The sequence below is a fragment of the Anabaena sp. UHCC 0253 genome (genome assembly GCF_009712085.1).
Taxonomy (GTDB): domain Bacteria; phylum Cyanobacteriota; class Cyanobacteriia; order Cyanobacteriales; family Nostocaceae; genus Dolichospermum.
In genome coordinates this window covers 333,042-347,502 of sequence record NZ_VILD01000004.1, presented here as the reverse complement: position 1 = coordinate 347,502, position 14,461 = coordinate 333,042, and the positions used below count along the sequence as shown (strand labels likewise).

General features: G+C 34.7%; 3 protein-coding genes. All 3 read left to right on the top strand.

Translation table 11 applies throughout. The features are described 5' to 3' along the window. The first annotated feature begins 991 nt into the window (after nucleotides 1–991). Nucleotides 992–4,441 carry a condensation domain-containing protein gene (locus FJR38_RS13285; protein WP_168537517.1) on the top strand — a complete coding sequence of 1,150 codons (3,450 nt, stop codon included), beginning with the start codon at nucleotides 992–994 and terminating at the stop codon, nucleotides 4,439–4,441. Nucleotides 4,442–4,510: 69 nt separating this feature from the next. Then, entirely contained in the window at nucleotides 4,511–5,551 is a 1,041-nt protein-coding gene (locus tag FJR38_RS13280) for a TauD/TfdA family dioxygenase (protein WP_168537515.1), read from the top strand. 165 nt (nucleotides 5,552–5,716) lie between these two features. Further along, on the top strand, nucleotides 5,717–14,446 hold the full coding sequence (locus tag FJR38_RS13275) for a non-ribosomal peptide synthetase (RefSeq protein ID WP_168537513.1): 8,730 nt from the start codon (nucleotides 5,717–5,719) through the stop codon (nucleotides 14,444–14,446). Nucleotides 14,447–14,461 lie beyond the last annotated feature (15 nt).

Sequence of the window (14,461 nt, the reverse complement as noted above, 5' to 3'; positions counted from 1 at the left end):
TTTCAGATGTTTCAGGCTGTACATTTGGTAATCATAAATGGACAAAAACAAATGAGCAATTTAACGGAGGAACGTGAAAAGATTGTCAGGTATTTAGGAAGGAGTTGTAGTAAATATTATCTAATTATTTGATGAGAGTTTATTAGACCAAAAAAGATGTAGATAGTGATCGATAAAATTAGTAAATAGAAATTTTTAGCAAAGAGTGAAAATATTTTTTGCTGTAATTGTCATGTTTATTTAAGCCGAAATGACTATTTTAATTGAGAGAGAGAATCTATTTTAAAACCTAGCGAAATTAATTTCGGTAATATTCTCTATTTTTTGGTAGATAAAGTTAAACTCAACCAGAAAAATTAGGTAAATAAAATTTTCCTGGCTGGGATTTTTCAAAAATATCAATAATCTGAGTTACATCTGCGGAATGTGGGTTTTATATAAAAGATCCCTCACTAAATAGCTGCAAGTAATTTGCAGTTATAGGTATCACTATTAAGAAGTATTATCATAAAGATTTTTACAAAGCAAGTATTTTTTCAAATCGGCTCTAGCTGGGCTGACTGAAGGCGACGTAATGGCTGGATTAGGCTTTTGGGCTGAAATCCTTACATTGCAAGGCTTTATCGTCATTGTCCAGACTAAAAAATTGTTACTTTTTAGTCATAAATCTTTGATATTAGAATTTGTCATCTATCTACAGTAGTAATTTATGATGGTGTAAAAAACTTATACTTAATCAAGATAGTGATAAAATTTATTGATAGATTACTGATTGTCATTTTCAACTAATTGCTATAAGGTGAAATTTATAATTGAAAATAACTGGCAATAAACATTGGCGGACTGTAAGTAACAGACTAAATAGACGCAAATGAGACACTGCTAATAACTGTAAACTAACAGGTCAGCATTAGGGATATTGCTCTTTGTTAAGGTTTTTCAACTGGCTTCAATTCAATTTTCTTGTGTGCATCAAGGTTGTGAAAGTACAATGACTCAATCTATCAATGATTTTTCTACCGTTGTAGAATTACTACGTTACAGGTGTTTAAAACAACTAAATACTGAGGCTTTTACTTTTTTGCTTGATGGAGAAGCACAAGCAAAGTCTTTGACATATCAGGAGTTAGACCGTCAAAGTAGAGCGATAGCGCAAGTGCTGACTTGTCAGTTCGCCTGTCAGTTACAAGTATTAAATTTGACTGAACAACGGGCGTTACTGCTGTACCCACCGGGTTTAGATTATTTAGCAGCGTTTTTTGGGTGTTTGTATGCAGGTGTGGTAGCTGTTCCCGCTTATCCACCGCGCAACTATCGCAACACACCCAGAATCCTGTCAATTCTCAAAGATGCTGAAGCGGCAATTGTTTTAACAACGACCACGATTTTACAGCAGATACAATCTTTATTAGTCGCCGAAGCAGACACTAATCTGCGTTGCTTAACTACCGATGATATACAACCTGATATCGCTGTTGACTGGCGCGAACCGCCTATAAATTCAGATACTCTAGCATTTCTGCAATATACTTCTGGTTCTACAGGTACACCCAAAGGTGTGATGTTGACACATGGTAATTTAATCCATAACGCAACCATGACTTATGCTTGCATGGAACATTCCCAACAAAGCAAGTTTGTAACCTGGCTGCCGATTTATCATGATATGGGATTAATTGGTGGGGTATTGCAACCTTTGTACGGTGGTTTTCCTTGTATTATGATGTCGCCAGCATCCTTTTTGCAAAACCCTTATCGCTGGTTAGCAGCAATTTCTGACTATCAGGGAACTACTAGCGGTGCGCCTAATTTTGCCTATCATTTATGTGTGGAGAAAATTACTCCTGAACAACGCGCTACCTTAGATTTGAGTAGTTGGGATGTGGCTTTTAATGGTGCAGAACCTATCCGTCAGCAAACCTTAGAACTGTTTAGTCAAACCTTTGCAGATTGTGGTTTTCGTCCCCAAGCTTTTTATCCTTGTTATGGCATGGCGGAAGCAACTTTAATGGTCTCAGGAACTGTAAAATCAGCCTTACCTGTAACTCTTTCAGTGGAAAAAACAGCATTAGAACAGCACAAAATTATCCCTACCAATTCAGATGAAAATATTGTTAATTTAGTAGGTTATAATCTTTCCATACCAGGACAAAAAATTGTCATTGTTGATCTTGAAAATTGCACTCTTTGTCATGAAAATGAAGTAGGGGAAATTTGGGTATTTAGTCCCAGTGTTGGACAAGGTTATTGGCAACGTCCAGAGGAAACTAAGGAAACTTTTAAAGCTGAAATTAAAGATAGCAATGAAGGTGATTTTTTAAGAACTGGGGATTTAGGTTTTTTCCATAATGGGCAACTATTCATTACTGGTAGAAGCAAAGATTTAATCATTATTCGCGGGCGTAATCTCTACCCCCAAGATGTTGAATTAATAACAGAAAATAGCCATTCGGCATTACGTCGCAGTGGTGGGGCAGCTTTTGCTATAGATGTGGGAAATGAGGAAAAATTAGTTATAGTTCAAGAATTAGAATTTCGGGCTAAACCAGATTTTTTAGAAGTTATTGCAGCAATTCGTCAAGCTGTTTCCCAACAATTTGAAATTCAAGTTTATGCAGTCGTTTTAATTAAAGGTGGGACTATTCCTAAAACTTCCAGTGGTAAAATTCAACGTCGTGCTACCAAAGTGGAATTTTTAGCTGGTAATCTCCAAGTTGTGCATAGTAGTATTTTAAATTATGAAAATTTGGGAGAAGTCAAAGCTGAAAATATCGAATCTTATTTACAACAAATAGTATCCCATGTATTATCAATACCCTTCAATGAAATTAATGTACAACAGCCTTTAAGTAATTTAGGGATTGATTCATTACAAGCATTTGATTTAAAAAATCGGATTCAGAAAGATTTAGGAGTAACAGTTTCAGCAGTTGATTTATTTGAAACGAGTATTATTCAAATTGGCAAACAAATATTGTCAACAAATCAAACTAATATTCAAACCATCCAGCGTGTTTCTAGAAATAGTGAATTACCTTTGTGTTTAGCCCAAGAGCGTTTATGGTTTCTTGATCAATTAGAACCAGGTAATCCATTTTATAATGTAGCGATCGCTATTAGATTAAGTGGTAAACTGGATGGAGTAATTTTAGAAAGCAGTTTGAATGAAATTATCAAACGTCATGAAAGTTTAAGGACAACATTTGTCGCTGTAGCTGGGAAACCAGTTCAGGTTATTCATGAGAGTTTAGAAGTAAAATTTTCACATTTTACAACTCAGGAAAATTGTGATGCTGATATTCAAAGTTTGATTTTACAAGAAACTCAAAAGCCTTTTCACTTGGCTGAACTTCCCCTATTAAGAGGAAAATTACTAACTCTAAAAACTGATGAACATTTGCTGATAATTACCATACATCATATCATTGCTGATGGTTGGTCAATTGGGGTACTTATCCAAGAATTAGCAACGATTTATGCAGCATTTACTGTTAATAAACCTGCGCTTTTACCAGAGTTGAGTATTCAATATGCAGATTATGCTTATTGGCAAAGAAATTATTACCAATCTGATATTATTGATCAGCAGCTAAATTACTGGAAACAACAACTTAGTAATAGTGCAGTATTACTCAATATTCCCACAGATAAACCTAGACCAGCAATACAAACCTTTACAGGTAAAAAGGAATTTTTTACCATTCCAGCAGAAATAAAAGCAGGTGTGAAAAAATTAAATCAACAAGAGGGTGTAACTTTATTTATGACTCTTTTGACAGTGTTTAAAACCTTGCTTTACTGCTATACTAAACAAGAAGATATTTTAGTTGGTTCGCCTGTTGTAGGTAGAAACTGGCGAGAGACTGAAAATTTAATTGGCTTTTTTATTAATACTTTAGTTTTTCGCAGTGACTTTAGTAGCAACCCCAGTTTTCGAGAATTACTTAAACAAATACGTGCTGTTGCTTTAGATGCTTATGCTCATCAGGATTTACCTTTTGAGAAGTTGGTAGAGGAGTTAAAACCAGAACGAAACTTGAGTTATAATCCTTTGTTTCAAGTGATGTTTATTTTGCAAAATGCGCTGATACCAACGGTTGAAAATTCAGAATTAACTTGGCAACCAGAAGAAGTAGATGTTGGTACTTCTAAGTTTGATTTAAAGCTGAGTGTTTGGGAAAGTGATAAGGGAATAAATGGATCTTTTGAGTATAAAACAGATTTGTTTGCAGCTACAACTATTAAACTCATGGTTAGTCATTATGAGTTGATTTTACAGACTGTGATAGAAAGTCCTGATATTCAGGTTCATAAGTTAGTTAATATCGTTCAGAAACAACAGTCTGATCAAAAGCAGGAATTACAAAATATTAGTCTACAAAAGTTGAAGTCAATAAAGCGTGCTGCTGTTTCTCGATTTGAACAAAGTGGAAATTTTTGAATAACGAACCGCTCCAGACGCAGAGGACGCAGAGAAGAGAAGGAAAAAAAGTTTTTAGGAGTGTGAATAATGCCTAATATTAAATATGCTAATGTAGCAGTAAAGCCTAGTCTCAAAACTTTTGGTGAAATCAGAAGACAAGCTGTTACTCAGTTGGTACAAGTAGCACCTTTAAAAGTTGATGAAACTTTACCATTGTTAATTCAAGCTAATGTTGCAGGTGTTAATCTTGTCAGTTGGGTAGCGAGTAATGTAGAATTGGTGAAGAGTTATTTGTATCAACATGGTGGGATTTTATTTCGTAATTTTCAAGTTGCTGATGTTGAGGAGTTTGAAGGGTTAATTCAAACTGTATCTGGGAAGTTAATAGAATACCGCGATCGCTCTTCTCCTCGTAGTACAGTTCATGGTAAAATATACACATCTACAGATCATCCTGCTGATCAAAGTATTTTTCTCCATAGTGAAAATTCCTATGCAGCAACCTATCCCCTGAAAATCTTCTTTTACTGTGTGACACCAGCACAGCAAGGGGGAGAAACACCAATAGCAGATACAAGGAATTTATATCAAAGCATACCAGCAGAAATTAGAGAGACTTTTGCTCAAAAGCAAATAATGTATGTGCGGAATTTTGGTGAGGGTTTTGGTTTACCTTGGGAAACTGTATTTCAAACTCATAACCGTGAAGAAGTCGAGGCTTTTTGTAATAATCAAGGGATAGAATTTGAGTGGAAAACAGGAAATAAATTAAGAACTCGGCAAATACGTCCAGCAATTTCTAAACATCCTGCTACTGGTGATTTGGTTTGGTTTAATCATGCTGTATTTTTCCATATTTCAACTTTAGAAAAGGGGATGAGAACAGCGTTATTATCTGAGTTTTCAGAAGCAGAATTACCCCATAACACCTACTATGGTGATGGTTCACCAATTCCAGCAGATGTATTAGATAAATTGCGAGCTATTTATCAGCACCATACCATAGTCTTTCCTTGGCAACAAAATGATATTTTGATGTTAGATAATCTATTGACAGCACATGGTAGAAATCCTTTTATTGGTAAAAGAAAGGTTGTAGTAGGAATGTCTGAACCTTGGAGAAGTTAATATTACAGCTTCAGGTGAATAAACTCATTTTTTGTTTCACGCAGAGTCGCAGAGGCTCAGAGAGGTATCAAGAGTGTGGTTTAAATAAATATATGAAAACTGCTGTAATAAAAATCTTTTTAAGAATTGAGTAACACAGAAATAAATAGAAAATGGGAGTAAGATATGCTGATGAAAGTTAACGGTTTTGAATTGTCTCCACAACAGAAATATTTATGGCATTTACAACAAGATGATAGTTTTAATTATTGTGTTGTCGGTGCTGTATCAATTAACGGAAATTTGCAGATAGAAGTTTTAAAATCGGCTGTAAATCAAGTTATTAAAAATCATGAAATTCTCCGCACCAATTATCAAGATGTAACGGAAATGAATTTCCCTCTACAAGTTATTAATAATCAAGGTCTGTTTTTGTATAAAGAATATGATTTAAGTAGTTGTAATTTTCAGGAACAAAAGGATAAATTACAACAAATATTTAACGGGTTTCTCAATTTAAACTTTAATCTAGAAACAGGTGCTGTTTTAAATTTATCTTTGGTGAATATTGCAGCTAACAAATATATTCTATTAATGGCTTTACCTGCTATTTGTGGAGATAAAATAACATTACAAAATTTAGTTAAATTAATTAGTGAATCTTATGCTGCTATCAGCCATCAAGAAGATATATTAGATGATGAAATGTTACAGTATGCTGACTTATCTGCGTGGCAAAATGAACTGTTAACAGGAGTAGAAACACAAGCTGGTAGAGAATATTGGAGTAATTTAGATTTTTCAGCTTTAACAGCATTACATTTACCTGGTCAAAAAACTGCAAATTTAGAATTTCAACCAGAAAGTTATAGCTGTAAATTAGATGTAGATTTGACTAATAAAATTAATAGTTATCTCCAATTGAATGATATTTCTCTCAGTGAGTTTTTATTGACTTGTTGGAATATACTATTATGGAAACTAACAGGACAAGATAATTTAATTATTGGTTTTGTTTCTGAAGGTCGTAAATATCAAGAATTAGAATTAGCTTTAGGTTTATTATCTAAAACCTTACCAATTTCTGTTTATATCCAAGGAACAGATAACTTTTTAGAAATTTGCGAGCAAATCCAAATCAAATTAGTAGAGGCTTTTAGTTACGAAGAATATTTTTTATTAGACAAGGAAACCGAATTTTTACCTTTTGCTTTTGAACTTGAACCAGAATTAGTTAATTATCATAGTGATGAAATTGAGTTTTCAATTTATCAGCAAGCTGTTTATACTGATAGATTTAAAATCAAACTTTCTAGTTATGATCAAAATAACTCTCTTGAATTAAAACTAAGTTATGATAGCAATTTATTTTTATCTGAGCATATTCAGCAGCTATTAAAACAACTTTGTACTTTATTAGAAAGTGCTATAAGTTTTTCGGATTTACCAATTTCACAATTACAAATTCTTGATCAAATAGAAAAGCAAAAATTACTGCGACAGTTTAATAATACTCAAGTTGATTATAATTACTATCAATGTATTCATCAACTCTTTAGTGAACGAGCAATTAATACACCTGAGAGAATAGCACTCATTTTTGAAAATGAAATATTTACTTATGCTCAACTAAATAACCGTGCCAACCAAATAGCAAGATACTTACAAAAATTGGGCGTTGGTTCTGATATTTTAGTGGGTTTATGTGTTGACAGATCCCCATTAATGGTATTGGGTATTCTCGCTATTTTGAAAGCTGGTGGTGCTTATGTACCCCTAGATCCAACTTATCCACAAGAGCGTTTAGTGTTCATGTTGGAAAACTCGCAACCCAAGGTTTTATTAACTCAATCACATATTAAACTAGAACTATCAACAGATAAAATTCAGGTAGTTTATATAGATAAAATTGATAATTTTATCAATGAAGAATCTCCAGACAATTTAACAAATACCAGCTATCCTCAAAGTTTAGCTTATGTGATTTATACATCTGGTTCTACAGGTAAACCGAAAGGTGTGCGTGTCACTCATGCTAATTTGTGCCATTATGTCCAAACAATGCAAAAAGCTCTAGATATCACCTCTAATGATATTTATTTACACACTGCATCTCTCGCTTTTTCTTCTTCTGTTAGACAATTATTAGTTCCTCTGACGCGGGGTGCAACGGTGAAAATTGCCACCCAAGAACAACGTCAAGACCCCTTAGAATTGTTCCAAGGAATTAAGAAAGATCAGGTAACAGTTATTGATATTGTTCCCTCCTATTGGCGCAATTGTAATTACATTCTGACTAATTTGGCCGCAGATTTAAAAAATCATTTATTAGATAATAATTTACGGTTAATTGTTTCTGCGAGTGAACCTCTATTATCGGATATTCCTGTTACTTGGAAATTTGATCTGCAACATCAGTCCCGTCTGATTAATATGTTTGGTCAAACTGAAACTTGTGGTATTGTTGCTACTTATCTTATTAATATAGAAGCAGATACACCAACCAAAATTATCCCTTTAGGTCAACCCATTGCTAATACCCAAATCTATATTTTAGATCAATATTTACAACCATTACCTATGGGTGTAACTGGTGAATTATATATAGGTGGTTGGGGTGTCGGACAAGGATATTTACATCGTCCTGATTTAACTGCGGAAAGATTTATTCCTGATCCTTTTAGCTATGAACCAGGTACAAGACTATATAAAACTGGTGATTTAGGACGTTATTTACCAGATGGCATAATCGAATTTATTGGACGTAGTGACTATCAAGTAAAAATTCGGGGTTTTCGCATTGAATTGGCAGAGATTGAAGCCCTATTAACTCAATATTCCCAAGTTAGAGAAGCGGTAGTAATAGCGAGAGAGAATGAGAATAATAACAAACAATTAATAGCTTATTTAGTTGCCAAAAATTCGGAAGTTATAGATTTGGATCAACTAAATAAATTTTTGCAGGACAAATTACCTAATTATATGTTACCCTCTCACTTTGTCATTTTAGAAGCCTTACCCCTGACTCCTAATGGTAAAGTAAACCGTCAAGAATTACCAGCACCAGAAGAATTATCCCCGCACAAACAAGTTACTATTATTGCACCACGTACCCCAATAGAAGAAGTTTTAGCGGCAATATGGATCAAAATTTTGGGTGTTAAACAAGTAGGAATTACAGAAAACTTTTTTGAATTAGGTGGACATTCTCTATTAGCGACACAAGTAATATCTCAAATTCGGGAAGCTTTTAAGGTTGAATTACCTCTCCGCAGTTTGTTTGAATTACCAACTGTAGCAGAACTAGCACAGCGTGTAGAAAAAACATTAAAAACAGGACAAAATTTAGCAGTTTTACCCATAAAAAAAGTTACAAAAACAGATAATTTACCATTGTCTTTTGCTCAACAAAGATTATGGTTTTTAGACCAATTACAACCAGGAACTTATGCTTATAATCTCTCTAGGTCGGTAAGACTACAAGGAAACTTAAATATTGCTGCATTAGAACAAAGTTTTAACGAAATTATCCGCCGTCATCAAGCTTTACGTACTACTTTTTTAAGTGTGGATGGTGAACCAAAACAGGTAATTATTGCAGAAATTTGTATTTCTTTACCTGTGGTAAATTTACAGAATTTACCACCAGAACAACGAGAAATAGAAGCTCAAAATTGGACTAAAAATCAAGCCAATTATGCTTTTGATTTAACTACCGCACCATTATTAAATGTCCTACTTTTACAATTAGCAAAACAAGAGTATATTTTGTTGTTCACAATCCATCATATTGTGGCTGATGGTTGGTCAGCAGGGGTAATAATTCAAGAATTAGCTGTTCTCTATGAGTCTTTCTGTACAGGTAAAGCTTATGAATTACCTAATTTAAATATTCAATATGCTGATTTTGCAGTTTGGCAAAGAACACAGTTACAAACAGAAGTCTTTTCTGCTCAAATGGACTACTGGAAACAACAATTAAATGGTAATTTACCAGTATTAGAACTTCCTTTTGCTAAACCACGTCCAAAACAACAAACTTTTACTGGTAAAAAGCAGATATTTACACTTTCTCCTGTTTTGAGCAATGAATTAAAATCTTTGAGTCAAAAACAAGGTGGAACGCTGTTTATGACTTTATTAGCAGCATTTAAAACTCTGCTTTATCGTTATACAGGACAGGAAGATATTTTAATAGGTTCACCTATTGCTAATCGTAACCGTAAGGAAATTGAGGGTTTAATTGGCTTTTTTGTCAATACTTTGGTATTGCGATCGCAACTTAAAGATAATCTGAGTTTTAGTGATTTTTTAAAACAAGTCCGGGAAATAACATTAGGAGCATATACCCATCAAGATTTACCTTTTGAATTACTAGTAGAGGAACTACAACCGGAAAGAAATCTGATTCATACACCATTATTTCAGGTGATGTTTGCCCTACAAAATGCGCCTGGGGATGGCTTAAAGTTGTCAGGTTTAAATTTAGAATATTTGCCTATAGAAAATAATACGGCTCGATTTGATTTGAGTTTATCTTTTATAGAGAATGGTGAAAGTTTAGTCGGAGAATTGGAGTATAACAGCGATTTATTTGCTGTTGATAACATTAACTGGATGCTGGGACATTTAGAAACTTTGTTAACAGATATCGTTAAACATCCAGATAAGTCAATATCAGAATTATCTATACTGACACCAGCAGAACAGCAGCAAATATTGAGAGAGTGGAATTATACAGAAGCTAATTATCCTCATGTCTGCGTTCATGAGTTGTTTACCACCCAGGTAGCCAAGACACCGAATACTGTGGCTGTGGTAGCTGGTTCGCAACAGTTAACTTATGCAGAATTGGATACAAAATCGAATCAACTGGCACGATATTTAACCAGCTTGGGTGTAGGTAAGGAAGTGCTAGTGGGTATTTGTAGCGATCGCTCCCTCTCCATGATCATCGCCATCATTGCAACTATCAAAGCAGGTGGCGCATACATCCCACTAGATCCTACATTTCCGCAAGAGCGTTTAGGATTCATGTTAGCAAACTCAGAAATCCCAATTTTACTAACCCAGCAATATTTATTACCCCATCTCCCCCCCCATAATGCCCAAGTTATTTGTTTAGATCGGGACTGGGAAAACATCGCCTCTCAGGAAACAAACACCCCTGATAGCAACATTCAGCCGGATAATTTGATTTACACCATCTATACTTCTGGTTCTACAGGCCAACCTAAAGGTGTACAAATTACTCATAGAAATGTGGTAAATTTACTGACTGCAATGCACCAGTATTTACACTTAACTCAGGCAGATAGTTTACTGTCAGTCACTACCCTATCTTTTGATATTGCGGTTTTAGAAATTTTTCTACCCTTAATAACAGGAGCTAAATTAATATTAGTCAGTCGAGAAATAGCAACAGACGGTACACAGTTATTACAACAACTGAATAATTCTGCTGCAACCATTATGCAAGCTACCCCTGCGACTTGGCGAATGTTATTAGATGCCGGTTGGGAAGGAAATTCACAACTAAAAATCCTTTGTGGAGGCGAAGCCTTACCTCAAAATTTAGCTGATCAATTATCCTCAAGATGTTATCAACTTTGGAATTTATACGGTCCAACAGAAACAACTATTTGGTCTACAATTCAGCAAATTAAGGATAGTCAAAAAACCGTTTCTATTGGTCGTCCTCTAGCTAACACGCAAATTTATATTTTAGATCAATCTCTACAACCATTACCCGTCGGTGTTCCTGGAGAACTATATATTGGTGGTGCTGGTTTAGCACGGGGTTATTTTAAGCAACCAGAATTAACTCAAGAAAAATTCATTTCTAATCCATTTATTCCCGAAACATTACTCTACAAAACAGGTGACTTAGCCCGTTATTTTACCAATGGAGAAATTGAATATTTAGGACGCATTGACTATCAACTAAAAGTTCGTGGTTTCCGCATTGAATTGGGTGAAGTTGAAGCAGTTTTAGAACAGCATTCCGCAGTGCGTCAATGTGTAGTTATGGCGCGGGAAAATGTACCAGAAAATCATCATTTAGTTGCTTATTTAGTTGTTGAAAATACCACTATTGATCAACTACGTCAATATTTACGGCAAAAATTACCTGAGTACATGATACCCAGTGCTTTTGTCTTTTTAGAATTTTTACCTTTAACCCCTAATGGTAAAGTAAACCGTCGCGCTTTACCTGCACCAGAAAATACTCAATTAGAAACGAATAATTTTGTACTTCCTCGTTATCCAGTGGAAGAAGTTTTAGCTGCAATTTGGACTCAAGTTTTAGGTGTTTATCAAGTTGGTATTTATGACAATTTTTTTGAATTAGGTGGACATTCTTTATTAGCAACTCAAGTTATTTCTCGGATTCGGAAAATCTTATCAGTAGATATATCATTGCAACATTTATTTGCATTTCCCACCATTGCCGAACTAGCGAAGGAAATTCAACAACTAAATAGTGAAAGTATTTCGACAATTACACCTGTTTCTCGTGACGGAAATTTACCTTTATCTTTTGCTCAAACTAGGTTATGGTTGCTAGAACAACTCAACCCTAATAGCAGTATTTACAATATGCCCGCAGCAGTTAATTTGGTGGGTGAATTGAATATACAAGCATTAGAGCAAAGCATCAATGAAATTATTCGCCGTCATGAAGTTTTACGCACTAGCTTTATTTTAGGTGATGGTCAACCTTTACAAGTAATTGTTGCTGATGTACAGTTAAAAATACCTGTAGTGAACTTGGGAGAATTGACGAAAATTGAGCAACAAAAAGCAATTAAATGTTATAGTATAGATGAATTTGAACTACCATTTAATTTAAAACAAGCACCATTATTAAGATGCAAACTCTTACAACTAAATCAGCAAGAACACATCTTATTATTTACGATTCATCATATTGTTTTTGATGGTTGGTCAACGGGTATATTAATTAAAGAATTGGCAGCACTATATTCTGCTTTTAGTCAAAATCAAACTTCACCTTTACCAAGATTACCTATTCAATATGCAGACTTTGCAGTTTGGCAACTTCAACATTTACAAGGTGAAAGACGAGAAATTTTACTCTCTTATTGGCAGCAGCAATTAGCTAATTTACCCGTTTTACAATTGCCTACAACCCTTCCCCGTGCAGAAGTAAAGACTAACCGGGGTGCTAGTCATACATTCTTGATACCTGCTACAATATCACAGAAATTACAACAGTTATCACGGCAAGAAAGTGTTACTTTATTTATGACACTGCTGGCGAGTTTTACAATTTTATTGCAACGTTATAGCAACCAAGATGATATTGTTGTTGGTACAGATATTGCCAACAAAAATCAAGCAGAAATTGAATCCTTAATTGGCTTTTTTATTAACTTATTAGTCCTCCGCACTGACTTAACAGGAAATCCCACTTTCCTGGAATTATTACAACGAGTTCGTACCCAAACATTATCAGCTTACGCTCATCAAGATTTACCCTTTGACGAATTAGTGAGAGAATTACAACCTGAACGTCAGGCAACTAATACAGTACCATTCTTCCAAGTGCTATTTGTTCTGCAAAATACACCAAACTCAGCCTTGGAATTACCAGGACTCACCTTACAATTATTAGAAGTAGAAAGCAAAGTAGCCAGATTCGATTTAGCCCTATTCCTCACAGAAACCGAGCAAGGTATAGAAGGAAAATGGCAATATAACGCCGATTTATTTGCTTCAGATACTATCACTAACTTAACCAATCATTGGCAAACATTAATTAACAGTATTGTTAACCAACCTCAAAACCACATCAATACATTAGAAATGCTTACAGCAACAGAAAAGGAACAACAAACTATGCAACAACAGGAGCGTAAAGCAGCTAAAAGACAAAAATTTATGAGCATTGCTCCGAAGGCTGTTAATCTATCAGTAGAGCAATTAATTAAAACAGATTATCTGCAAGCAGGGCAACAATTCCCCTTGGTAATTCAGCCTCATAGTGCAGAAATTGATATCATATCTTGGATAGAAAATAACCGCCCATATCTAGAAACAGAATTATTTAAACATGGAGCGATTTTATTTAGAGGTTTTGATGTAAAATCAGTTTCAGAGTTTGAAAAATTCGCTCAAACAATTTGCCCTAATTTATTTGCTGAATATGGCGACTTACCCCGCACAGATGAAGGTGGTAAAGTTTATGGTTCTACTCCTTACCCAGCAGATAAAGCAATACTTTTTCACAATGAAAGTTCTCATTTACATTCTTTCCCTTTAAAGATTTGGTTCTACTGTGTTCAACCTGCGGATAAAGGTGGAGAAACGCCAATTGTTGACTGTAGAAAAGCTTATCAATTACTTAGTCCTCAACTGCGAGAAAAATTAGCCATTAAACAGTTAATGTACGTGAGGAATTATGCTGAAGGTTTAGATGTGAGTTGGCAGAATTTCTTTCAAACCACAGATAAACAAGAAGTAGAAAATTATTGCCATCAAGCAAAAATTGAATTTGAATGGTATAATGATAATGGTTTAGTTACTCGCCAAATTCGTCCAGCTTTAGCAGTACATCCCAAAACTGGCGAACCTGTATTTTTCAACCAAATTCAATTACACCATATCTCCTATTTAGATACAGATGTTAGGAAATCGCTGCTATCTATCTTTGGAGAATCAAAATTACCCCGGAACGTTTACTTTGGTGACGGTACACCAATTACAGAAGCAGAAATTGCCGAAATTAATGCAGTTTATCAACAAGCACAAACTAGCTTCCCTTGGCAAAAAGGTGACATTATCATGCTAGATAATATGCTGACTGCTCACGCTAGAAATCCCTATTGGGGAGAGCGTAAAATCGTTGTCGCAATGGCAGAAATGATTAATATTCAAGATATTCAAAAATAAGTATTCTTCAAAACT

Bases quoted from the DNA above. Each gene is read 5' to 3' on its own strand.
- FJR38_RS13285 (WP_168537517.1), top strand. From the start codon at position 992: ATGACTCAATCTATCAATGATTTTTCTACCGTTGTAGAATTACTACGT.
- FJR38_RS13275 (WP_168537513.1), top strand. From the start codon at position 5,717: ATGCTGATGAAAGTTAACGGTTTTGAATTGTCTCCACAACAGAAATAT.
- FJR38_RS13280 (WP_168537515.1), top strand. From the start codon at position 4,511: ATGCCTAATATTAAATATGCTAATGTAGCAGTAAAGCCTAGTCTCAAA.